The organism is Stappia sp., assembly GCF_048268045.1.
Classification (GTDB): Bacteria; Pseudomonadota; Alphaproteobacteria; order Rhizobiales; family Stappiaceae; genus Stappia.
Genome location: NZ_JBLWWG010000008.1, coordinates 170,710 through 192,886, shown reverse-complemented (window position 1 = coordinate 192,886; position 22,177 = coordinate 170,710). Strand labels below are relative to the sequence as shown.

Here is a 22,177-nt window from a genome sequence, read left to right as displayed (position 1 = left end):
CGCTGTCCCGGCGGAACGCGGGAGTGCAAGAAAACGCCAACCGCAAACGAAAGACGGCCCGGGATCGCTCCCGGGCCGTCTTTCGTTCATGTGCGAGGGCCCCGGCCCCACGGCCGGAACCCTCGAAGATCACATCTTGCCGGTGGAGAAGAACAGCGTCTCGCCGTTGCTGTCGTCGACGCCGTCGTTGTCGGTGACCGCGTAGCCCGTGCCGGCCGTGTCGATGGTGAAGCCCTCGATCTTGTCGACCACATAGCCGCCCGTCGACTTCAGATCGGGGATGAAATCGCGAACCTCTTCCTTGGCGACCATGGGCAGGTCGCCACCGAGCGGCGCGGGAACCAGATCCGAAACCGCGACGCGATAGAGCTTCTTGATCTTGGCGTTGGCGCCGATCTGGTTGTCCCGCTCGATGATGTAGACATAATCGCCGAACAGCGAGATTTCCGAGAGGCCGACCCAGCCCTTTTCGGCCTTGTCGAGCGGATAGCGAACCGCGCCCCACTCCTTCGTCTTGGTGTTGTAGGCGACAAGCTTCACAGCATCCTTCGGATCGTCCTTCCAGGGACGCTGGATCGCCACCCACAGCGTATCGCCAATCAGCGTGACGCCCTCCGCGCCGAAGCGCGTCTCATGGACGATGAGCTCGGGCGGGAAGGAAAGCGCCTGGTTGATCGCGCCCTTGCTGTCCACATGGTAGAGCGCGTGCGGTACCTGCTTGTCGGAGCGGCCCTCGGAGGCAACCCAGAAGCCGCCCTTGCCGTCGACGACAATGCCTTCCAGATCGAGCAGCTGCGCCGGCGCGCCGTCGCGGGTGACCGGCAGCGCGTTGATGATCTCGGCCGGCTTCTTTGTCGCGTCGATGGTGAAGATCGTCGGCTGCATCCGGTAAAAGCTGTCGTTGACCGCATAAAGGCGTCCCGGCACCGACGCGTCGGCGGCAAGACCGGACAGCGCGCCGAAGCCGACCGGACGCCCGTTGGCGTCCATGCTGGAGACGATCATCGGGTAGGTCGCCGGCCCCTCCCCGCGCTTGTAGATCGTCACATGAGAGCGAAGGCCGTTCTCCTCGACAAGATCCGCCTCATTCGAGACGGCGAGAAGATCGCGGCCCGGAATGGCCACCGCGCCTTCGGGCGCGACGGCGGTCGGCAGCAGCTGGACGAACTCCGGCTTGCCGCCCGTGTCCTTGTAGACGCCGACGATGGAGCTGCGCTCGGAGAGAACGAAGATGTAATTGGTGTCGCCGAAACGCTTGACCTCGAGCCCCTCCGGCTCGACGCCCTTGTTGCCGGAACGCTTCTCCGGATACTGGCCGGCCATGGCGATGCGATACTCGAAGTCGAGCCCGGAATCGTAGAGCACCTCACCGGTCTTGGAGAAGATGGTGAAGCCGCGAGAGCCGCCCTTGTAGTCCCCCTCGTTGGCGATGACGATGCGGTCGTCGTCAAGCCACTGCACCGCATCGGGCTCACGGGCCACGCCCTTCAGCGTGCCGTCGAAGGTCAGGGCGCCCTCTTCCGCGGTGTCGACATTGTCCAGATCGACCTTGCCGGCGGAAAAATGGCTGATCACCTTGCCGGTGTTGCCGTCGACGACGACGATGTGATTGTTCTCCTGCAGCGTGACGACGACCTCATTGCGGTCGTTGATGTCGACGAACTCCGGCTCTGGATCCTCGGGCGCGACCTCGGCGAGGCCGGTCATGTCGACGACGACCTTGCCCGCACAGTCGGGAACGCCGTCCTTCATCTTCAGAAGCACCAGGAAGCCGGCGGGCATCTGCGGCATCTCGCCGTCGTTCAGATCCTCGTCGCGCTCGTTCTCGATGGCAATCGCCAGGAGGTCTCCGGAGGGCGAAAGGCCGACCGAATCCGGCTGGCCTCCGAGGTCGCAGGTCGCCTCCACCGTCTTCGTGGCGATGTCGATGACCGCGAGCAGACCCGACGGTTCGGTATAGCTTGCGGAGGTGTTGACGCCGACCAGCGCCTTGCCGTGCGCCACCGTCACCGATGTCGGCTCGCCATCGATCCTCACGATCCCATGCGGCTTCGGATTGACTGGATCGGTGATGTCGATCATGCCGATCGCGCCCAGCGGGCTGTCGGAGTAGACGAGCATGTTGCCGTCGGCCGTGACCGAGATGATCTCCGCCGAGGTTTCCGTCTTCTGGTCGATGTCGGCCGGCAGGTTGGTGTTGACCGGAAAGCTCGCGATCCGATTGAAGAGCGGCTCAGCCCTGGCAGCGAGCGTCGAGCAAAGGAGGGCAGCAGCGAGCGCGCCGAGCACCGAGAATTTCATGGATATTTCCCTCGAAGATGGCAGGCGGCACACGAGCCGATCCGGCAGTATTACGGGGTGGACATGACATCTGCTTAACAGCCAGAGCGGGCCGCAAAACTCATTTTATACCAAAGGCTTGCGGTAACGGCGGGCAAGATAGACGACGCCGCCGGACTGCAGGTTGCGATAGAGCAGCAAGCCCTTGGTGCCGGAAAACTCCTTAAGGAACCGCTGCATCAGCGTGCTCTTCTGGATGCGGCTCATCTTGCGCTCGTTGACCGCGTCGAGTGCGCTGACCACGCCCGGCGACAGGTTGGTCTCGCTCTCCAGCACAAGGCCCGAGGCGCCGAGGTCCCGGTCCAGCCCCTCGACCATCGTTGCCGCGCGCATGTCGGCGAGCCAGACCCGCCCCTTGCGGATCAGGTCGCTGTCGTCGACCTTGCGCGGATTGTAGCCCGGCATGTAGTAGCGCAGGAAGGTCAGCAGGCTCAACCGCGTTTAGCCGGGCCATGCCAGCAGCAGCCAGGCGAAACGCGACCAGAAGCGGATGCCGTCCGCCTGCGCGTGCGGCGGACGTTGCGCAGGTAGATGCGGCAGAAGTGGAAGATGGGACATTGCCGAGACCCGCGGCCCGTAGCGCGCGGACCGCGCCGCTTCTGCCGATCGCCAGCCTGTGCAGTCAGGACGGGTACCGCCGCCTTGACATGATCTTCATGGCGGTCCTCGCGGCGACGTCCCTCTACAGCGGTCTCGATGGAAGTATCAGGGGCGACCTTTACCTCTTCATGTTCGGCACAGGCTTCTGCGCTGTCGCCCAGGCGACTGTCTTGAAAATCGATCTCAAGGCCGAATGAGCTTGAACGCAGTCGCAGAGATGGCGACCCTCTGAAATCCAATCGATCCGACACCTCTCTTGGCTGTGCGGCATGAGCCGACATGGGTCTCCGTCATATGTATGAGTCACACCGGCGCTAGGGTCGTGTCCGAGGCCGCCGATACGGCCCGCTTCCGGCCAGCGACAGGAGAGCCCGCATGGATCGCGACACTCAGCCCAGCATCGATTTCGAGGACTTTTCCTTCGACGCCTTTGACGAGGCGCGCGACCCGCGTGCCGAGACGACCGGCTTCGACCGGGTGGTGGAGGCCGCCATCTCCCGGCGCGGCCTGCTTGGCGTGCTCGCCTTCGGCTCCGGCGCCGCGGCCATGGGCGCCGGCGTCACGACTCTCGGATCGTTGCTGTCGTCCACCTCGGCGCAGGCCGCTGCCTCGCGCTTCGCCTTCACGGCCGTCCCGATTGCCACCGACGCCACCGTTCACGTGCCGGAGGGATATTCCTGGAAAGCGTTGGCGCGCTGGGGCGACCCGCTGTTCTCGAACGCGGTCGCCTTCGACCACGCAACGGGCGGCGACGCGGCAACCGCCGACCGGGTGTTCGGCGAGAACACCGACGGCATGGAGTTCTTCGTCGTTGGCGAACGTCAGGTCATCGCGGTCAACCACGAGTATGTGAACCCCAAGCTCAACCTGCCGAACAACGACGGCGGCAAGGTCGCCTCGGCCGAGGATGTCGCCAAGCTGCAGAAGCTTCAGGGCGTTACCGTGATGGAGGTCGCGGAAGGCGACGACGGCTGGAAGATCGTCGTCGACAGCCCGCTCAACCGCCGCATCACCCACCTCACCGAGATGCGCCTTTCCGGCCCGGCCGCCGGCCATGACCTGCTCAAGACAAAGGCCGATCCGACGGGAACCGCCTCGCTCGGCACCTTCAACAATTGCGGCGCCGGCAAGACCCCCTGGGGCACCTACCTGACGTGCGAGGAGAACTTCAACGGCTACTTCGGCTCGACCGACGCCGCCTTCGCCCTGCCGCAGGATTACAAGCGCTACGGCATCGCCGCGGAAAGCGTCTACGGCTACGAGAAGTTCGATCCGCGCTTCGACGTCTCGAAGAACCTCAACGAGCCGCACCGCGCCGGCTACGTCGTCGAGATCGACCCTTCCGACCCGGCCTCCACGCCGGTCAAACGCACCGCGCTCGGCCGGTTCAAGCACGAGAACGCCGAGGTCGTGGTGACCCGGGAGGGCCGCGTCGTGGTCTATCTCGGCGATGACGAGCGCGGCGAATTTCTCTACCGCTTCGTCTCGGCCGGGCTCTACGCACCGGGAGCCGACACCTCGAAGCTGCTCGACGAGGGCACGCTCCATGTCGCAAGGTTCAACGAGGACGGCACCGGCCAGTGGCTGGCGCTGACGCCCGAGACCACCGGCATGCCGGCGCCCGAGATCGCCATCTTCACACGCATGGCAGCCTCCAAGGTCGGCGCCACCACAATGGACCGGCCTGAATGGGTCGCGGTCAATCCGGTCTCCGTCGAGGCCTATTGCGCGCTCACCAACAACAAGAACCGTGGCGTCAAGCCGAACGCCGGCGGCGACGAAACCCCGGTCGGCGGCCCGAACCCGCGCGAGAACAACAGGTACGGCCAGATCGTGCGCTGGTATCCGGAAAACGAGAACCACGCCGACGACGCCTTCACCTGGGACCTCTTCGTCATGGCCGGCAATCCGACGGTGCATTCCGATGCCTATGCCGGCTCGGCAAACATCAACGAGGGCAACCTGTTCAACTCGCCCGACGGCATGGCCTTCGACACCACCGGCCTGCTGTGGATCCAGACCGACGGCGAGGACGACAACGAGGGCGACTTCGCCGGGAACGGCAACAACCAGATGCTCGCCGGCGATCCGGTGACGGGCCGCATCGAACGCTTCCTGACCGGGCCCTTCGGCTCCGAGATCACCGGGCTGTGCTGGTCGGCGGACCTGCGGACCATGTTCGTCGGCATCCAGCATCCCAGGTCGCCGTTCCCCGATGGCGAGGGCACACTCGGCCGCTCGACCCTGATCGCGATCAAGCGCGACGACAACACGCCCGTCGGCTGACCCGCCGACGACACGGAAAACAGGCTTCCCCGCGAAGGGCGCGCCGGTCCGCCGGCGCGCCCCATTGTTTTGCGCCGGAGGCGGCATTTCCGGCAATTCCGCTGCAGGATTTCGAAAAAATGTCATGCGCCAAGGCAAGATTGCCCGCCTTGGCCGGCGGATGACCGCTCGGCCACGGCCGGCCTTCATTGTTCGAAAAATCGGAACACATAGATAGCCAGCCACGCAATTGTTCGTCGCTACGACCTGCGCCATAGTGGCCGGCACAAGCGGAGACGGCGGCTCGAAGTGCGCTGTCCCCATCCCCGAGGAGGACAGCAACATGGGCACTGCGGACATCACCATCACCCGCGAGGCGACCGACAGCCGGGGACGCTATGTCGCCCGTATCGCCGGCCACGCCGAGACGGCGGAGCTGACCTTTTCCATCGCCAGCCCGGCGCTTGTCATCGCCGATCACACCGGCGTGCCGGATGCCTTCCGCGGCATGGGCGTGGGATTGGCGCTGGTCGAGCGGCTGGTCGCCGATGCCCGCGAGAACGGCTTCAAGGTGATGCCGCTCTGCCCCTTCGTGAACGCCCAGCGCAAGCGTCATCCGGAGTGGGCGGACGCCTTCTCCGTCTGATCCCGGCTAGCGCGCGCTCAGTCGGCCGCCGGTGCCCCGATGCGCCGGCGATGCGGCGCGAAGAGCGCGCAGAGCCCAAGCACAAGGCCGGAGACGACGGCGATCATGCCGGCCGCCGACACCGAGGCCGAAAAGCCGAGCCATGACGGGCCATAGCCGGCGAGCACATAGCCCGCCACGGCTGAAAGGCTGGCGAAGGCGAGGCTCCAGAGCACCTGGTGCTCGAGCCGCTCGGTCATCAGCCGGGCGGCGGCGGGCGGGCAGATGAACATCGCGATGACGATGATCGAGCCGACCGCGTCGAAGGCGGCGACCGCCGCGATGGCCGCCGCCGAGACCAGACCGAGACCGATGGCACGCACCGGCAGGCCCAGCGTCGCGGCGAAGCCCTCGTCGAAGGTCGAGAGCTTGAGCGGGCGCCAGAAGGCCAGCGTCAGAACGCCGATGGCAAGGGCGACGAGCGCGATGCGGGCAAGCTCCGGCGGCAGGCCGGCGAGCGCCTGCGGATCGAGAAGCGAGCCCCAGCCTTCGGCGTCGAACCAGATCAGGCTTTCAAGATTGCCCATCAGAGCGTGCTCCACGTCGAGGTGCACCGAACTGGTGTCGGTGCGTTCGAGCACGAGAACGCCGGCGGCGAACATGCCGGTGAAGACGACGCCCATGGCCGCCCCGGGCTCGATCCGCCCGAGCCGCTTCACCGCCTCGATCAGCCCGACGGCGACAAGCGCGGCAGCCCCCGCGCCGAAGAGCATCGGCAGGCTCGAGGTCGAGCCGGTGAGCAGGAAGCCGGCGACGATGCCCGGCAGCACCACATGGCTGATGGCGTCGCCCACCAGCGCCTGGCGGCGCAGCACCAGGAAGTTGCCCGGCAGCGCGCAGGCGATCGCCGAGAGCACGCCGATGAGGATCGGCACCAGCGAGAGCTGGACGAATTCGGCATTCATGTCGGTCTCCTGCCTGCCAGTTGCGCCCGCAACCGCTGCCGGGCAAGGGCGGCGGCGATCACGCCCCGCCGGGGTGCGGCGACGAGCGACACACAGAAGAGCGCGATGGCGACGAGCACGATGATCGGCCCTGTCGGAAGGTCGGGCGCGGAAGCCGAGAGCGCTGCCCCGACGAAGCCGGAGGCCCCGCCGAAGGCCGCTGCCAGCAGCGCCACATGCCCGACCCGGTCGCTCCAGAATCGCGCCGCCACAGCCGGCACGATGAGCAGCGCGACGACAAGCACGAGGCCGACAATCTTGAGCCCGACCACGGTGACGGCCAGCACCAGCCCCATCAACGCCCGGTCGACGAGGGCGACGGGCACGCCCGACGACAGCGCGAAGCCGGGATCGAAGGCAACAAGGGTCAGGGGCCGGCGCAGCATCAACACGCCGAGCACGACGAGTACACCACCACCGGCGATGGTCAGCGCATCGGCGTAGAGCATGCCGGCGGTGGAGCCGAGCAGGAAGCTCTCGAGCCCCGCCTGGCGCCCCGCGGACAACGTCTGGATGACGGTGAGCAACACCACGCCAAGGCCGAAGAAGACCGAGAGCACCGCGCCGATGGCCGCATCCTCGGCAAGCCGCGTGCGCCGCGTGATCCAGTCGATGGCGAGAAGCCCGATGGCGGCCGAGACGGCGGATCCGGCAAGCAGGCCGGCAAGCGCGCGCCCGTCGAGGCCGAGGCTGACCATGACGAGAAAGGCAATGCAGACCCCCGGCAGCGTCGCATGGGCCAGCCCGTCGCTGACGAGGGCGCGCTTGCGCAGCACAAGGAAGGTGCCGCAGGCGCCGGCGGCAAGCCCCAGCAACCCGGCACCGACCGCGACCAGGGAGGCATTGTAGCCGGCGCTGAAGGTCAGTGCCGCGCCAAGCGCCTCGGGAAAGGAGAGACCACCTGCATCCGTCATCGACGCGGCACCCCGAGCTGGGCGACATGAGAGGCGGAAAGCTTGCCGCCATAGGTTGCCTGAAGCGCCTCCTCGGTGAAGGCCTCGGCAAGCGTGCCCTCGGCGATGCGCCGCCCGTTGATCAGAAGGACCCGGTCGAAATAATCGGCCACGGTGGCCAGGTCGTGGTGAACGCAGACCACCGCCCGGCCCTCCGCCTTCAGCGACTTGAGCACATCGATGATGGCGCGTTCGGTCGCCGCGTCGACGCCGGCGAAGGGTTCGTCAAGAAGATAGAGGTCGGCGCCCTGCGCCAGCGCGCGGGCCAGGAACACCCGCTGCTGCTGGCCGCCGGAAAGCTGCCCGATCTGGCGCCCGGCGAAATCCGCCATGCCGACACGGGCCAGGCAGGCGCGCGCCGTCTCCCGGTGGCGGGCGCGTACCAGTCCGAAGAGCCCGAGCTGGCCATAAAGGCCCATCAGCACCACGTCGATGACGCGGGCCGGGAAATCCCAGTCCACGGAGGCGCGCTGCGGCACATAGGCGATGCGCCGATGCGCCCTTGCCATCGGCGCGCCGAACACCGCGATCTCGCCCGCGACCTTCGGCACGATGCCAAGGGCCGCCTTGATCAGCGTCGACTTGCCCGCCCCGTTCGGCCCGACGATGGCCGAAAGACGGGCGGCGGGAAATCCGGCATCGACATCGAGCAGCGCCGGCTTGCCGCCATAGGTAACGGTGAGGCCACGGATGGCGAGCGCCGCCGGGCCCTCGACCCCAGGCGCCGCCTCGCGCGTCGGAACGGCGGACAGCGCGAGCGACGGGCCGCCGGTCGCGACGTCGCCGGGAAGGTGGGGAGCACGCATCGGCCTCACGTCCCCGACCGCAGGCGGCCGTCCATGCCGCCCGAGGGAACATCGCCGCCAAGCGCGCCGGAAATCGTCGTCGCATTGTGGTCGATCATGCCCGGATAGGTGCCCTCGTAGCTGCCGGGTTCGCCCATCGCGTCGGAGAACAGTTCGCCGCCGATGGAGACCGTGTGGCCCCTTGCCGCCGCCCCCTCGATGAGGGCGCGCATGCTGCGGTCGGAGACGGAGGATTCCACGAAGACCGCGCCGATGCGCCGCTCGACGAGCGTGTCGACCAGCTCGGCGATGCGCTGCAGTCCCGCCTCGCTCTGGGTCGAGATGCCCTGAATGCCCATCACCTCGAAACCGAAGGCGCGACCGTAGTAGGAAAAGGCGTCATGGGCGGTAACGAGAACCCGGGCGTTCTCGGGGACCGATGCCGACACCCGCTCCGCATAGCCGGAAAGCCGCGCCAGCTCGGCGAGATAGACATCCGCGTTGGCGGCGAAGGCGGCCCCGGCTTCAGGACGCGCGGCGACGAGCGCGTCGCGAACGTTGACAACCACCTTCGACCACAGCCGGGGATCCATCCAGACGTGCGGGTCGAACCGGTCGGCGTGGCCGTGGCTGATCAGGTCGGCGCGCGGCAGGCTCTCGGCCACCGCGACCACGGGCTTGCGCTTCGCCAGCCCCTCCAGAAAGTCCTCCATCTGGGCTTCCAGATAGAGCCCGTGCCAGAGCACCAGATCGGCCCTGACCATGGCGGCGATGTCGCTGCGGGTCTGGCGGTAGCCGTGCGGATCGACGCCCGGCCCCATCAGGGCGTGGACCTCGACCTCATCGCCACCGATGGCACGCGCGGCATCGGCGATCATGCCGGTGGTGGCGACGACGGCAAGCCTCTCGGCGGGTTGCGCAGAGGCGGCGACGCCAGCGGCGGACCAGCCGCCAAGCAGCGCGAGAGACATCAGGCAAATGCGGGCGAGGAATGTCATGGGATCCTTTCTTGCGGAAAGCCACAGGTTCGCGGAAAGCGTCGGGCCGATCATCATGAAAATGATTATGCGAACCATTTGCAAGAGTCAACTCAGTTGCAACTAATTCGCAAAAACACACCCAAGACCCCGCTGCTGACACGAAAGCGGTATGAAGAACCGCAGTCAGGCCTCTTAGTCCCCCGTAATTTTTCACAGGAACAGAGCTTGTCGCAGCCGTAGGAAGTTCAGGTCATGAGATTGAAATATCTAGGCAACCTGCCCTGCCGACCACCTCCGAATGAGGGCAAGGCACCCTCTGTCCGATCCCCGGAGGCGCGGTCTCGCCGTCATCTAATGTTCATATGAACGTAATTCTGTGTTCATATGAACCAAACATAAGACATGCCATCGGACCCGGCGGGAGGAACGCGCAAGCCAATGGCAGGCCAGCTCGACATAACTGCGCGTCAGCAGGAGATCTCGGATCTCGTGCGCTCGGATGGCTTCGCCTCGGTGGAAGCCCTCGCCGACCGCTTTGCCGTGACGACGCAGACCATTCGCCGCGACCTGGCGCGCCTGTGCGAGCATGGCATCCTGCGCCGGACCCATGGCGGCGTCGAGCCGCCGGCCGCCTCCGGCAACATCGACTATGCCCGCCGACAGATCCTGAACCTGCCGCAAAAACGCGCCATCGCCGATGCCGTGGCCACCCATGTGCCCGACGGCGCCGCGCTCGCCTTCTCCATCGGCACAACGCCGGAGATCGTCATGCAGGCGCTGGCCCGTCATGCCCGGCTCAGGATCTTCACAAACAACCTGCATGTGGCCTTCACCGCCTCGCAGAACGCCGATTTCGAGGTCACCATCGCCGGCGGACGGCTGCGCCACGGCGACCGCGATACGCTGGGCGCCGACACCGAGCGGTTCTTCTCCGCCTACAAGGTCGACATCGGCATCTTTGGCGTCGCCGGCGTCGACGCGGACGGGACCCTGCTCGACTTCCACGAGGAGGAAGTCGCCGCGCGACAGGCTATTCTCGCCAATTGCCGGCAGGCCTTTCTCGTGCTCGACACCACCAAGTTCGGCCGCCCGGCGCATGTGCGCGGCGGTCATATCACAGACGTCGCAGCGGTTTTCTGCGACACGGCGCTGCCACACCCGATCACCGACAGGCTGGACGCAGCCGGTTGCCGGGTCGTGGTCTGCGACCACACCGAGGAGGAGCGGCAATGACCGCAACTGACACCGGTTTCCACGCCCACGGGCAGGAGATCAGGCTCGAGAACGTTTCCAAGATCTGGGGCGACCACCGGGCCGTCGACAACCTGTCGATCGAGATCCCGGCGGGGACCTTCACCGTGCTGCTCGGCCCCTCGGGCTGCGGCAAGTCGACAACGCTGCGCATGATCGCCGGCCTGGAGACGGCCGACGAGGGCGCCATCACCATCGGCGGGCGCGACGTGACGCATCTGCCGGCCTCCGAGCGCGAGCTCGCCATGGTGTTCCAGTCCTACGCCCTGTTCCCGCATCTGGATGTCGGCGAGAACATCGTCTTCGGCCTCAAGGTGCGCGGCATGGGCAAGGCGGAGCGCGACGAGCGCCTGTCGCGCGTCGCCGATCTGCTCGGCCTCTCCGCCCTGCTCGAGCGCAAGCCCGGCCAGCTTTCCGGCGGCCAGCAGCAGCGCGTCGCGCTCGGCCGCGCGATCATCGCCGAGCGTCCGGTCTGCCTGATGGACGAGCCGCTGTCCAACCTCGACGCCAAGCTGCGCCACGAGATGCGGGTCGAGATCCGCGCGCTGCAGCGCAAGCTCGGCTTCACCATGGTCTATGTCACCCACGACCAGGTCGAGGCGATCACCATGGCCGACCAGGTGGTGCTTCTGAACGGCGGCCACGTCGAGCAGGCAAGCGATCCGCGCACCCTCTACAGCCGGCCGGCGACCCCCTTCGCCGCCCGCTTCATTGGCGTGCCGCCGATGAACGTGATCGATGCGGCCGCACTGGTGCCCTCGCTCGCCGATCGCGGCGCGCCGCTGTCCACCATGAAGATCGGCCTGCGGCCGGAAGCCATCGCCCCGGCCTCCGACGGGCCGCTCGCCGCGCGCATCACCAGCGTCGAATATCTCGGCGCCGACGCGCTGGTCGATTGCGAGATCAACGGCGCGGCGCTTGTCATGCGGGTGAACGGCCAGCGTGATCTGGTGCCGGGAGAGGACATCCGCCTCGGCTTCGACCTCGACGACCTACACGTCTTCGACGGCAACGACGGCCACCGCCGCGACGATCTGATCAAGGACACCGGTCCGCTGCTGCGGACCTGAGGGAAACGCCCGGCACAGGGCGTGACAATCCGGCCGCGACATGCGCGGGCGGCAAACGACAGACCTCCCGCCGATCCGGACGGGGGTGACCGACACCGGGCCTCCCGGCCGCGCAGGGCGCGGGCGGCCGATAGCAGGAAGGTAGCACCATGTTGAAGACGACGCTTCTGAAGGCCGCCACCGCAGCGGCCCTCACGCTCGGAACCTGGGCCTCCGCCCAGGCCGTCGAGCTGCAATTCTACTTCCCCGTGGCCGTCGGCGGCACCGCCGCCGAGACGATCCAGTCGCTCACCGACGACTATGTCGCCGCGAACCCGGATGTGAAGATCGACGCGGTCTATTCCGGCTCGTATCAGGACACGATCGCCAAGGTGATCACCGCCTCGCGCGGCGGCACCCCGCCGCAGCTTTCCGTGGCGCTGTCGGCCGACATGTTCACCCTGATCGACGAGGACCTGATCGTCCCCTTCGACGACTACATCAAGACCGACGCCGACAAGGCGTGGCTGAACGGCTTCTTCCCCGCGTTCATGGAAAACAGCCAGACCGGCGGCAAGACCTACGGCATCCCGTTCCAGCGCTCGACCCCGGTCATGTACTGGAACAAGGAAGCCTTCAAGGAAGCCGGCCTTGACCCGGAGACGCCGCCGGCGACCTGGGAAGAGCTGGTCGACTTCGGCAAGAAGCTGACCAAGAAGGACGCCAACGGCAACGTCACCCAGTGGGGCGTGCGCATCCCGAGCTCGGGCTTCCCCTACTGGCTGTTCCAGGGCCTGACCACCGAGAATGACGTCATCCTGGCCAACAGCGACGGCAACAAGACCAACTTCGACGACCCCAAGGTGGTCGAGGCGCTGCAGTATCTCGTCGACCTCTCCACCAAGTACGGCGTCATGGAGCCGGGCATCGTCGAGTGGGGCGCGACCCCCAAGGCCTTCTTCGAGCGCCAGGCGGCGATCGTCTGGACGACGACCGGCAACCTGACCAACATGCGCACCAACGCGCCGTTCGAGTTCGGCGTCGCCATGCTGCCGAAGCACGTCCGCCGCGGCGCGCCGACCGGCGGCGGCAACTTCTACCTCTTCAAGGGCGCCTCCGACGAGCAGCTCGCCGCAGCGGCCGAGTTCGTGAAGTGGATCACCGCCCCCGAGCAGGCCGCCAAGTGGACCATGGCCACCGGCTATGTCGCGCCGCGCCCGGACGCCTGGGAGACGGACACGATGAAGGCCTATGCCGCCGACTTCCCGGTGGTGACGGTCGCCCGCGACCAGCTCGAGTTCGCCGTCGCCGAGCTGTCCACCTACCAGAACCAGCGCATCACCGGCATCTTCAACGATGCGCTCGCCGCCGCCATCACCGGCCAGCAGGACGCGGCCGCGGCGCTGAAGGAAGCCCAGGAAAAGGCCGACGCGATCCTCGCCGAGTATCGCTGAGCCGCAAGGCCCTTCCCGACAGACATGGGAGACGGCGGAATTCCGCCGTCTCCCGAACCCTTTTGCGGCCCAAGGCGCGGACCGCAGGACAACGACAAACAGACCCCGGGACGAGAGACGAACGATGAGCGACCAACGCAAGAAGCGCCTTGCCGCGCTGACCGGAAGCCGGGAATGGATCCATGCCTGGCTGCTGCTTCTGCCGGCGCTCGTCTTCCTCTTCGCCTTCACGCATATTCCCGCCGTGACGACGATCTGGGCGAGCTTCTTTTCCACCCCGCGCGGCCGCCGCCCGGCCCGCTTCGTCGGCCTCGACAACTACGAGCGGATGATCGCCGACCCGGACTTCTGGAAGGTGCTGGTCAACAATGCCTGGTTCGCGCTCGGCACCATCCCCGTCTCGATCGCGCTGGCCATCGTCATGGCGGTGTGGGTGAACGACAAGCTCTCGGGCCGCGCCTTCGTGCGCATGGCCTATTTCACCCCGACCGTGCTGCCGCTGATCGCGGTGGCCAACATCTGGCTGTTCTTCTACACCCCCGGCTTCGGCCTCATCGACCAGGTCACCGGCTCGCTGTTCGGCTGGCCCCACACCAACTGGCTCGGCGACCCGGCGACCGCGCTCAACGCGGTGATGGTGGTGACGATCTGGAAGGAGGCCGGCTTCTTCATGATCTTCTATCTCGCCGCCCTCCAGTCGATCCCGCCCTCGCTGATCGAGGCGGCGAAGATCGAGGGCGCGGGGCGCTTCACCATTTTCTTCCGCATCACCTTCCCGCTGATGATGCCGACCACCCTGTTCGTCTCGGTCAACGCCGTGATCAACTCCTTCCGCCTGGTCGACCACATCTTCATCCTGACCAACGGCGGCCCGGATCACGCCTCCTCGCTGCTGCTGTTCTACATCTACGAGACGGCCTTCAAGTTCTGGGAAACCGCCTATGGCGCCGCCCTGACCGTCGCCCTGCTCGCCATCCTCTGCACCATCGCCATCGGCCAGGTGTTCTTCTTCGACCGCAAGGTGCACTACAAATGACCGCCCGAGCCGCAACACCGGCCGCCCGGCCGCGCCGCCGCCGGAGCTTCAGCTTCGACAAGGCCCTCAACACCTTCGCCGCCTGGCTGCTGGCCATCCTGTGGATCCTGCCGCTCGCCTATGCGATCTGGACGGCGATCCACCCCTCCGCCTACGAAGCCCGGCTCGACCTGTTCGCCCCGCTCACCTTCGAGAACTTCGAGAAGGCCTGGGCGGCCGCGCCCTTCGCGCGCTACTTTCTCAACACCTTCATGCTGGTGACGCTGATCCTGGCCGGCCAGTTCTTCCTGTGCACGCTCGCCGCCTATGCCTTCGCGCGCTACCGCTTCCCCGGCCGCTCGATCCTCTTCGCGGTGGTGCTGCTGCAGCTCCTGGTCATGCCGGACATCCTCATCGTCGAGAACTACAAGGCGATGCGGCTGCTTGATCTGGTCGACACGATCCCCGCCATCGCCCTGCCCTATATCGCATCGGGCTTCGGCATCTTCCTGTTGCGCCAGACCTTCCTCACCGTGCCGCGCGAACTCGACGAGGCCGCCCGCATCGAGGGCGCGGGCGCGTTGAGCGTCCTGTGGCGGGTCTACATCCCGCTCGCCAAGCCGACCTATCTCGCCTATGGCCTCGTCTCCGTAAGCCACCACTGGAACAACTTCCTGTGGCCGCTGATCGTCACCAACTCGGAGGAGACGCGCCCGGTCACCGTCGGCCTCAGCGTCTTCTCGGCCATCGATTCCGGTGTCGAATGGTCGGTCATCAACGCCGCGACGCTGATGACCTCCGGCCCGCTGCTGATCGCCTTCCTGCTGTTCCAGCGCCAGTTCGTCCAGAGCTTCATGCGCGCCGGCATCAAGTAGACGGACGCGCAACTCCGCCGCCGAACGTAGAAACGCCCCGCCCGGTCTCCCGGGCGGGGCGTTTCGGTCTTGTGCTCATGCCGCCAGGGCGGCCGGCCTCACTTGACGGTAACCGGCACCGCGACAAGCACGCGTGGCTCGCGGGTGGCAATGACGAAGCGCAGTTCGTAGCTGCCCGGCTCACTCGGCGCGGTCAGCTCGACCTTGCCGTCGCGGATGCTGTCCGCCCCCGTCCACGCGCCCCCGACATAGGCCGCCGGTCCCTCGCCCGGGCGGGCGAAGCCAACCCAGTTCGAGCCGTCCATGGGGCCCTCCGCCGTCGCCGTGAAGGTCTGGCCGGCGGCAATCTCGCCCGGGGCCTCGAGGCGGACCTGCGCGTCGCGCACGGTGACCGGCACGGAGGCAAGAACCTTGGTCCCCTCCTTCGCGGAAAGCACGTAGCGCAGTTCGTAGTCGCCCGGTTCGGAGGGAACCGGCAGGCTGACGCTGGACCCCTCCGGCGTCGACCAGCCAAGGTATTCGCCTGCCGGCGCACCGGTGCGCGCGAAGCCGACCCAGTCGCTGGCCCCGCCCGGTCCCGTCCAGGCGACGTCAACGCGGGTGCCGGCAAGCGGTGTCCCGTTCATGGTCACGCTGGCGGAGGTCGCCACCACCTTGAAGGGCGTGCGCGCCATCACCTGGCCGTCGTTGCCGCTGACATAGACGGCATCGTAGTCGCCGGGCTCCATCGGCGCCTGCAACTGCTGGCTCGCCCCGTCACGGGTGTCGATGTAGCGCCCGGCATACTCCCTGGCAGCGCCGCCCGAGGGCACAAAGGCAATGTAGTCGCCCTCCCCGCCCGGCCCGCGCCAGCTCACCGAGGCCTGCGTGCCGGCACCGACCTCGGCGGTGACCTCCACGGCGACATCGGCGGGCGTAACCTCGATCCCGGCGCTGGCGAGCACCCGGTCGCCACCCTTCGACCAGACATAGACGACCGCATAGGTGCCGGGCTCCGAAGGCAGCCGCATCGGCAGCGGGTTGCCGTCGCGCGTGTTCTCCCAGAGATCCGTCTCAAGGCGCTTGCCGTTGCGATCGACGATGCGCAGATAGTCGCCGTCTTCCATCGGACCGGTGAAGGCGACAGAAATCGTCGACGACGCCGGCGCGTGGGTCGCCTGCGGCATGACGCTTGCCGGCGGCACCTCGGAGGCGAGTTTAACCACCGCCGAGCCGCCCTTTTCCGTCACGACGAGGTCCGCCCCGCCGGCGCGCTCGGCGGAAACGGCCGAAACCGTATAGCGGCCGGGTTCGAGGTCGATCTCGACGGCGGCCCCGGTGAGCGAGGCGACGACGGTCTCGTCGTCGGCGCGCGAGACCGTCCACTCGACCGCGCCGGCGACCGGACGACCGCTTTCCGCCTCGACGGCCGACAGCGACGCGGGAAAGGCCGCGGGCTCCTCGACGCGGGCCGAAGTCGAGGTCTTCAGCGCCTCGGACAGCTCGCCGGCATTGCGGGCGTTGAAGTAGCGCCCGCCGGTCGCAGAGGCGATGCAGGCGATCTTCGCCTGATCGGCGCGCGAGGCGATGTCGAACCCGATGACATGGGCGGTGAAGTCGATGCCCGAGGCGGCAAGCTCGCGGGCAAGCGCACAGGGATCGCCGCCGCAGGTCTCGATGCCATCGGACAGCAGGACAAGGCGGGCGGGCCGGTCGCTGGCGTTCAGCGTGTCCACCGCCTGGCGCAGAGCCTCGGTGATCGGCGTCTTGCCGCGCGGCTTCATCTCCGCGACGGCGCGGGTCAGCGCGTCCCGGTCGAGCGGGGTGATCGGCGCGACGAGCTCGACGTCGCCGCAATCGCCCTTGCGGCGGTGTCCGTAGGCCATCAGGCCGGTCGGCGCGCCGTCCGGCAGCGACGCGACGAGGCCCTCAAGCGCCTCGCGGGCGATCTCGACCTTGGCCACGCCCTCGATCTGGCCCCACATGGAATTGGACATGTCGATGACAAGCAGGGTGTCGGCGTCCGCCTCCTGCGCCCGTGCGGCGTCGCCCGCGGCAAGCCCGGCGACAAGGAGCGTCGCGGCAAGCGCCAAGTGACGCCCCGGAAATACGGAATGAAGAATGCGGGCGCGCGGCCCCCGCGCGGCTCGTCTTGCAGGCACAGGCGTCCCTCCGGAAGCGATTGACGAAACAGCCGGCACGTTCATGCCGGTATCGCAACTGTAGCGCGCAGCTCCGCCCAGGATGTGACAAGGGTCACGTCCGGGCGGGAAGCGGACGGCGAGCGACAGGAATTCGAACAGAAACCTTGCGAGGGACCGCGGCGCGGTCAAGCGCCGGCGATCAGGTGCTGAGCGTGCGCACCCAGCTCTCGTAGCGCCGGTCGACCGGGCGGCCGATGCCTTCGGCGAGCGGTGAGTTCTGCACCGGGCCCGCGCGCATCTCGCGCGCCGTGATCCCGAACCGGGTCCGGAAGGCGCGGGAGAAGGCACTGTCATTGGTAAAGCCGCAGACACCGGCGATCACCGAGATCGGCCGTTCCGAGAACCGCGGATCGACCAGCATGCGCATCGCCATCCTGAGACGCCGCTCGCGGATGTAGGCATGAACGCCGCCGAAGGGCTCGAACATCTCATAGAGCCGTGTGCGCGAGACGCCGGCAAGACGCGCCACATGGCCGGGGGTCAGGTCGGGGTCGGACAGATGTTCCTCGATACGCTGGCGGGCACGGGTGAGGAAGGAGAAGGCGACCCCGGCCTCGCGCGCGCCCTCCTCCGGCGGCGTGCCGTTGAGACAGGCGGCGACAAGGGCCACGGAGGCGGCGCTGACCTCGCCGGCCTGCGGCACGGAGAACTGGTCGGACAGGCTCTGCAGCGTCTTCATGTGATCGAACAGCAGCCGCGCCAGCGGGTTTCCCGCCGTCTCCAGGACCTGCATATGCCGGTCGGCCCCATGCTTCAGCTGTGGCTCGAGAAGCGCGCGTGGCAGCAGCAGCGACAGATTGGCCATGTCGGTGGTCTCGGAGCACATTTCCTGCGCCAGATCGAAGACGACGAGCGCGTTCTGTCCGAACTCCCGCTCTTGTCCGCGATGGCTGAAGCGCATCCGGCCGCGCTCGTAGATCTGGATCATGAAGTGATCCATGCCGTCCCGGGCAAGGACGCCGGGCGTGCGCGCCCAGCTCTGGGCCAGCGTCCGGGTGCTGGCGACGGCGATGTCGCCAAGAACGCAGGACTCGACACGGGCGCTGAAGTCCTGCGCGCGCACCTCGCGCGGCGCATCGACCTCGAACAGGCAGTTGATGCTGTCGCGCCAGAGGGCGAAACGCTCCGCCGGCGCGACCGCGTCGAGCGTGAACACGCTTCGCGGAATGGCCGTGGTTGCAACATCCACGGAGCCATCACCCGCCGGCCCCTCACGATCCGTTGCCGCCGGCGCGGCCCGCATGTCGGTGCCCTGCGCTTCTGACATTTCTCACCGCCTCCCAGCCGGCGCGCGGACTGCCCGCGCGCGCACTTTCCGGCGCGGAGGATTGGATGATCCCTCGTCGAAATCAAGCGCAATCGGATGGCGGTCGATCATCGCCCCGCAACGGCGCGGATCTCAGACGCCCTGAAGCCGCGCGCGCGTATCCTCGCGGTAGGAGGGGTCGGCGCGCTTGACGAAGGAGGCGCGCCAGCTCTGCGAAAGGGGAGCAAGATCCGCGATGCAGGCGGCCTCCCCGGGCGCGATGCGCGGATCGAAGCGGGCCTGGATGATGCGCGACAACGGCCAGTCAGGCAGCGGCCGCTCGACCGGCGTCAGCATGTCGCCGGGCGCAACCATGCCTTCTTCCAGCACCCTGTAGTACCAGCCCGTGCGTCCCGACTTCTGCAGCCGTGCCGCCATCTCCGGGATGCCGGTGTGGGACGAGAGCTTCCAGCACGGCTGGCGCCCCTGGCAGATCTCCACAAGCGCCGAGCCGAGGCGGAAGCGGTCGCCGAGGCAGACGGTTTCCTCCGTGATCCCCTCGGTCGCGATGTTCTCGCCGAAGCCGCCGATGGCGAAGACCGAGGCATGATCCGGGAAGGTCTCGCGCCAATGGGCATAGTGATCGCAAGGGTAGTGATGAACCGCCTTTTCCGGTCCACCGTGAACCTGTCGGTCGGCTTGCTCGTCATCGGCGAAGCCCTCGCGCAGAAGCGCGAGCGGCCGCTGCACGGCCTGCTTGCCGATGGCCGACGGCGGACGGCCCGGCCAGCGCTCACGCGCCTTTCCGATGTGAAGGGCAAGAACTGTGACAGCATCGCGCATCGGCGTTCCTCCTGCAGGCAGCCTGCTTGTGGCGGTGACGGCATAGCCGCCTCCCGCCACGCCGGGCAAGGGCCAGTGCGGATCACAAATGCCGGACCAGTCGGCCCGCCTCAGTCACCCACGCCGCGCGGCCCCGACGCGAAGGAGGCCGACGGCCGCCCCTCGGCGATGCGGCGATCCTCGAGTTCGGCGATCTTCAGATCGATTGCCGAACGGTCGCGCATGCCCGAGACGTCTTGCGCGGTCGGCAGGGTCTCGGCCACATGCAGGAAGCGCTCGCCCGCGACCGCGAGCAGGCGGCGCAGCTCGGCGAGCGGATCGCCATGATCGTCGGCGCGGATGTCGATCCAGGGATAGGCCTCGCCGCGATGGATCCTGAGCGCGGCCGACTGGCGGCCACGCCTGTCGCCGCCGGCCAGTTCCCCTGCCTCCATAGCGGCGAGCAGGCGCTCGGCGAAGGGCAGGTCGCCCCGCGCCACATAGGCGGCAAGCGTCGCCTCGAGCACCTGCGGCCCGGCCAGCATGTTGCCGGCGACCGAAACGCCCTCGCCCGCGACATGCCCGGCCCAGTCGACGCATCTCGCGCCGGTAAAGGCGGCGATCCCGCCCCTGGCATCGATTGCGTGAAGCTGGCGCGAATGAGCGCCCTCGTCACGTCCGGTCATCGCCGCCACGACCTCATCGGCCGAGGCCCCCGCCTTGAGCATCTCCAGCCCGTCGGTGCCGTAGAGCGGCGAGATGAACGCCTGGGTGGCGATAGCCCCGACCCCGCCGGCGATATGCGGCACGACCGCGCCAACGGCGAAGAAGCGGCTGGCGACGGCAACGCCGAGGTGTCCGGTCCCGGCCTCGCGGGCGACGATGGAATAGGTCATGCCGCCCTCCCCTTATCGGCCGATGGCATAGGCCTGCATCAGCCGCGGCGTGGCCGCCGCCCGCAGCAGGCCGTCGGCATCGCGTCGCGCCGCCGTGAGCCGGCCGATGCTCCAGGTCGGCGCCACCTCCAGCGAATGTCCGCGCCGGCGCAGCTCGCCGATCACCGCTTCGCCGAAGCTCTCCTCGACCATGATGTGGCCCGGCTGACGCTGGCGCGGGAAGAAGGAGGCGGGGAAGTGGGTCGTGTGGAACAGCGGCTGGTCGATGGCCTGCTGAAGGTTGAGATCATTGTGCACCAGCCGCAGGAACAGCGAGAGCTGCCACTGGTCCTGCTGGTCGCCGCCCGGCGTGCCGAAGGCCAGCTCCGGCCGGCCGTCGCGGAGCGCGATGCTCGGCGTCAGCGTCGTGCGCGGCCGCTTGCCCGGCGCCAGCGAGGTCGGCAGGCCGTCGTCGAGCAGGAACATCTGCGCGCGCGAGTTCAGGCAGAAGCCGAGCTCCGGGATGACCGGCGACGACTGCAGCCAGCCGCCCGACGGGGTGGCGGAGACCATGTTGCCCCAGCGGTCGATGACGTCGATGTGGACCGTGTCGCCGCGCTTTTCGGACAGATGCGCCATGGTCGGCTCGTAGACGCCGGTCTCCGACACGCCGAGGCCGTCGATGATCCGCATCATCCGCTCCACCTGCGCCTCGTGGCCCGGCACGACGCCCGGGCGCAGATCGAAGGAGGCCGCCGCCCCGATCAGCTTGCGCCGCTCGTCGTTGTAGGCGCGCGACAGCAGCGTCTCGAGCGGCACGTCGACGAAGGCGGGGTCGCCGTAATAGACCTCGCGGTCGGCATAGGCGAGCTTCATCGCCTCGGCGACGAGATGGACGAAATCGGCGCCGACCGGATCGGCGTGCTCGATGCCCGTGCCCTCGAGCAGCGCCAACGCCTGCAGGAGCACCGGGCCCTGTCCCCAGGGGCCGGTCTTGGCGACCGTCCAGCCGTGGTAATCATGGGTGAGCGGCGCCTCGACGGTGGCCGCATAGGAGGCCAGATCCTCGCCGCAAAGCACGCCCTTGTGACGCGCGCCGCTGCCGTCGGTCACCTCGGTGCGCGCAACGAAGGCCTCGATCGCCTCGGCGATGAAACCGCGATAGAAGCAGTCGCGCGCCGCCTCGATCTGCGCCTCGCGGCCCGACTTCGCCTCCGCCTCGGTGACAAGTCGCTCCCAGGTGTCGGCGAGCACGGGGTTGCGGAAAAGCGCGTTCGCCGCCGGCGCCGCGCCCCCCGGCAGCCAGGTGGCGTGGGAGGTCGGCCACTCCTTCTCGAAGAAATCGCCGAGCCCCTCGATGGTGGCGGCGACGCGCGGCAACATCGGATGGCCGTTGCGCGCGTAGTGGATCGCCGGCTCCAGCACGTCGCGCAGGGGCAGCCGGCCCCGGTCGCGCAGCATCAGCATCCAGCCGTCGAAGGCGCCGGGAATGACGGTCGCCAGCATGCCGTCGCCCGGGATGAGTCCCAGCCCCTCGGCGCGGTAGCGCGCGATCGTGGCCGCCGCCGGTGCCGGTCCCTGGCCACAGATCACCTCGACCTTGTCGCCGGCGGCATCATAGCAGATGACCGGAAGGTCGCCGCCGGGGCCGTTCAGATGCGGCTCCACGACCTGGAGCACGAACCCGGTGGCCGCAGCCGCATCGAAGGCATTGCCGCCCTTTTCCAGGATCGCCATGCCGACGGCGCTGGCGATCCAGTGGGTCGAGGTGACGACGCCGAAGGTTCCAAGGATCTCCGGGCGGGTGGTGAAACTGGTCATCTGTTGTCCCTTGAGCATGTCGTTCTTGTCGGGC

The 22,177-nt window shown here is 67.8% G+C and carries 19 protein-coding genes; 8 read left to right on the top strand and 11 right to left on the bottom strand.

From position 1 onward, the window contains the following. Positions 1-129 precede the first annotated feature (129 nt). A complete protein-coding gene (locus ACN0WF_RS14605) occupies positions 130-2,301 on the bottom strand; it encodes an esterase-like activity of phytase family protein (protein WP_417773501.1) in 2,172 nt (723 codons plus the stop codon). A 105-nt stretch (positions 2,302-2,406) separates the two neighbouring features. Continuing rightward, a complete protein-coding gene (locus ACN0WF_RS14600; protein ID WP_417773500.1) occupies positions 2,407-2,775 on the bottom strand; it encodes a hypothetical protein in 369 nt (122 codons plus the stop codon). Between the two features lie 122 nt (positions 2,776-2,897). Between ACN0WF_RS14600 and ACN0WF_RS14595 the strand changes: the two genes are divergently transcribed. From ACN0WF_RS14595 to ACN0WF_RS14585, 3 genes are all read left to right on the top strand, one after another. Then, positions 2,898-3,137, top strand: coding sequence for a hypothetical protein (locus ACN0WF_RS14595; RefSeq protein WP_417773499.1), 240 nt, complete (start codon positions 2,898-2,900; stop codon positions 3,135-3,137). Positions 3,138-3,315: 178 nt separating this feature from the next. Then, on the top strand, positions 3,316-5,226 hold the full coding sequence (locus ACN0WF_RS14590; RefSeq protein WP_417773498.1) for a PhoX family protein: 1,911 nt from the start codon (positions 3,316-3,318) through the stop codon (positions 5,224-5,226). A gap of 322 nt (positions 5,227-5,548) precedes the next feature. Continuing rightward, positions 5,549-5,851: a GNAT family N-acetyltransferase gene (locus ACN0WF_RS14585; RefSeq protein ID WP_417773497.1), complete on the top strand. Its 303-nt coding sequence runs from the start codon at positions 5,549-5,551 to the stop codon at positions 5,849-5,851. 17 nt (positions 5,852-5,868) lie between these two features. On the opposite strand, the gene ACN0WF_RS14580 is transcribed toward ACN0WF_RS14585, so the two are convergent. The 4 genes from ACN0WF_RS14580 to ACN0WF_RS14565 are packed head-to-tail and all read right to left on the bottom strand — an operon-like array spanning position 5,869 to position 9,570. Then, the gene (locus ACN0WF_RS14580; protein WP_417773496.1) at positions 5,869-6,795 is read right to left on the bottom strand and encodes a metal ABC transporter permease; all 927 of its coding nucleotides are present in this window, start codon (positions 6,793-6,795) and stop codon (positions 5,869-5,871) included. After that, the gene (locus ACN0WF_RS14575; RefSeq protein WP_417773495.1) at positions 6,792-7,748 is read right to left on the bottom strand and encodes a metal ABC transporter permease; all 957 of its coding nucleotides are present in this window, start codon (positions 7,746-7,748) and stop codon (positions 6,792-6,794) included. Before ACN0WF_RS14575 ends, ACN0WF_RS14580 begins: the two co-directional genes overlap by 4 nt. Next, positions 7,745-8,593: a metal ABC transporter ATP-binding protein gene (locus ACN0WF_RS14570; RefSeq protein WP_417773494.1), complete on the bottom strand. Its 849-nt coding sequence runs from the start codon at positions 8,591-8,593 to the stop codon at positions 7,745-7,747. The genes ACN0WF_RS14575 and ACN0WF_RS14570 overlap by 4 nt, the downstream gene beginning before the upstream one ends. A gap of 5 nt (positions 8,594-8,598) precedes the next feature. Then, a complete protein-coding gene (locus ACN0WF_RS14565) occupies positions 8,599-9,570 on the bottom strand; it encodes a metal ABC transporter solute-binding protein, Zn/Mn family (RefSeq protein ID WP_417773493.1) in 972 nt (323 codons plus the stop codon). A 420-nt stretch (positions 9,571-9,990) separates the two neighbouring features. Between ACN0WF_RS14565 and ACN0WF_RS14560 the strand changes: the two genes are divergently transcribed. The 5 genes from ACN0WF_RS14560 (at position 9,991) to ACN0WF_RS14540 (ending at position 15,196) form a co-directional block, all read left to right on the top strand. Beyond that, the gene (locus ACN0WF_RS14560) at positions 9,991-10,785 is read left to right on the top strand and encodes a DeoR/GlpR family DNA-binding transcription regulator (protein WP_417773492.1); all 795 of its coding nucleotides are present in this window, start codon (positions 9,991-9,993) and stop codon (positions 10,783-10,785) included. Continuing rightward, positions 10,782-11,873, top strand: coding sequence for an ABC transporter ATP-binding protein (locus tag ACN0WF_RS14555; protein WP_417773491.1), 1,092 nt, complete (start codon positions 10,782-10,784; stop codon positions 11,871-11,873). The genes ACN0WF_RS14560 and ACN0WF_RS14555 overlap by 4 nt, the downstream gene beginning before the upstream one ends. Before the next feature lie 149 nt (positions 11,874-12,022). Beyond that, a complete protein-coding gene (locus tag ACN0WF_RS14550) occupies positions 12,023-13,306 on the top strand; it encodes an ABC transporter substrate-binding protein (RefSeq protein WP_417773490.1) in 1,284 nt (427 codons plus the stop codon). Between the two features lie 124 nt (positions 13,307-13,430). Then, a complete protein-coding gene (locus tag ACN0WF_RS14545; protein ID WP_417773489.1) occupies positions 13,431-14,342 on the top strand; it encodes a carbohydrate ABC transporter permease in 912 nt (303 codons plus the stop codon). Further along, positions 14,339-15,196, top strand: coding sequence for a carbohydrate ABC transporter permease (locus ACN0WF_RS14540; protein ID WP_417773488.1), 858 nt, complete (start codon positions 14,339-14,341; stop codon positions 15,194-15,196). Before ACN0WF_RS14545 ends, ACN0WF_RS14540 begins: the two co-directional genes overlap by 4 nt. Positions 15,197-15,294: 98 nt before the next feature. On the opposite strand, the gene ACN0WF_RS14535 is transcribed toward ACN0WF_RS14540, so the two are convergent. From ACN0WF_RS14535 to ACN0WF_RS14515, 5 genes are all read right to left on the bottom strand, one after another. Continuing rightward, positions 15,295-17,268 (bottom strand): vWA domain-containing protein, encoded by a 1,974-nt coding sequence (locus ACN0WF_RS14535; protein ID WP_417773487.1) that lies wholly within the window; start codon positions 17,266-17,268, stop codon positions 15,295-15,297. A gap of 250 nt (positions 17,269-17,518) precedes the next feature. After that, the gene (locus ACN0WF_RS14530; RefSeq protein ID WP_417773486.1) at positions 17,519-18,646 is read right to left on the bottom strand and encodes a helix-turn-helix domain-containing protein; all 1,128 of its coding nucleotides are present in this window, start codon (positions 18,644-18,646) and stop codon (positions 17,519-17,521) included. Positions 18,647-18,778: 132 nt separating this feature from the next. After that, a complete protein-coding gene (locus tag ACN0WF_RS14525) occupies positions 18,779-19,468 on the bottom strand; it encodes an MOSC domain-containing protein (RefSeq protein WP_417773485.1) in 690 nt (229 codons plus the stop codon). Positions 19,469-19,578: 110 nt separating this feature from the next. Continuing rightward, on the bottom strand, positions 19,579-20,343 hold the full coding sequence (locus ACN0WF_RS14520; protein WP_417773484.1) for a DUF1028 domain-containing protein: 765 nt from the start codon (positions 20,341-20,343) through the stop codon (positions 19,579-19,581). 12 nt (positions 20,344-20,355) lie between these two features. Further along, complete coding sequence (locus ACN0WF_RS14515; RefSeq protein ID WP_417773538.1) at positions 20,356-22,143, bottom strand: gamma-glutamyltransferase family protein; 1,788 nt, start codon at positions 22,141-22,143, stop codon at positions 20,356-20,358. Positions 22,144-22,177 lie beyond the last annotated feature (34 nt).

What these genes read in the sequence shown, in the direction of transcription:
- ACN0WF_RS14605 (WP_417773501.1), bottom strand. Translation starts at nt 2,301, where the DNA reads ATGAAATTCTCGGTGCTCGGCGCGCTCGCTGCTGCCCTCCTTTGCTCG.
- ACN0WF_RS14590 (WP_417773498.1), top strand. Translation starts at nt 3,316, where the DNA reads ATGGATCGCGACACTCAGCCCAGCATCGATTTCGAGGACTTTTCCTTC.
- ACN0WF_RS14585 (WP_417773497.1), top strand. Translation starts at nt 5,549, where the DNA reads ATGGGCACTGCGGACATCACCATCACCCGCGAGGCGACCGACAGCCGG.
- ACN0WF_RS14580 (WP_417773496.1), bottom strand. Translation starts at nt 6,795, where the DNA reads ATGAATGCCGAATTCGTCCAGCTCTCGCTGGTGCCGATCCTCATCGGC.
- ACN0WF_RS14575 (WP_417773495.1), bottom strand. Translation starts at nt 7,748, where the DNA reads ATGACGGATGCAGGTGGTCTCTCCTTTCCCGAGGCGCTTGGCGCGGCA.
- ACN0WF_RS14570 (WP_417773494.1), bottom strand. Translation starts at nt 8,593, where the DNA reads ATGCGTGCTCCCCACCTTCCCGGCGACGTCGCGACCGGCGGCCCGTCG.
- ACN0WF_RS14565 (WP_417773493.1), bottom strand. Translation starts at nt 9,570, where the DNA reads ATGACATTCCTCGCCCGCATTTGCCTGATGTCTCTCGCGCTGCTTGGC.
- ACN0WF_RS14560 (WP_417773492.1), top strand. Translation starts at nt 9,991, where the DNA reads ATGGCAGGCCAGCTCGACATAACTGCGCGTCAGCAGGAGATCTCGGAT.
- ACN0WF_RS14555 (WP_417773491.1), top strand. Translation starts at nt 10,782, where the DNA reads ATGACCGCAACTGACACCGGTTTCCACGCCCACGGGCAGGAGATCAGG.
- ACN0WF_RS14550 (WP_417773490.1), top strand. Translation starts at nt 12,023, where the DNA reads ATGTTGAAGACGACGCTTCTGAAGGCCGCCACCGCAGCGGCCCTCACG.
- ACN0WF_RS14545 (WP_417773489.1), top strand. Translation starts at nt 13,431, where the DNA reads ATGAGCGACCAACGCAAGAAGCGCCTTGCCGCGCTGACCGGAAGCCGG.
- ACN0WF_RS14540 (WP_417773488.1), top strand. Translation starts at nt 14,339, where the DNA reads ATGACCGCCCGAGCCGCAACACCGGCCGCCCGGCCGCGCCGCCGCCGG.
- ACN0WF_RS14530 (WP_417773486.1), bottom strand. Translation starts at nt 18,646, where the DNA reads ATGTCAGAAGCGCAGGGCACCGACATGCGGGCCGCGCCGGCGGCAACG.
- ACN0WF_RS14525 (WP_417773485.1), bottom strand. Translation starts at nt 19,468, where the DNA reads ATGCGCGATGCTGTCACAGTTCTTGCCCTTCACATCGGAAAGGCGCGT.
- ACN0WF_RS14520 (WP_417773484.1), bottom strand. Translation starts at nt 20,343, where the DNA reads ATGACCTATTCCATCGTCGCCCGCGAGGCCGGGACCGGACACCTCGGC.
- ACN0WF_RS14515 (WP_417773538.1), bottom strand. Translation starts at nt 22,143, where the DNA reads ATGACCAGTTTCACCACCCGCCCGGAGATCCTTGGAACCTTCGGCGTC.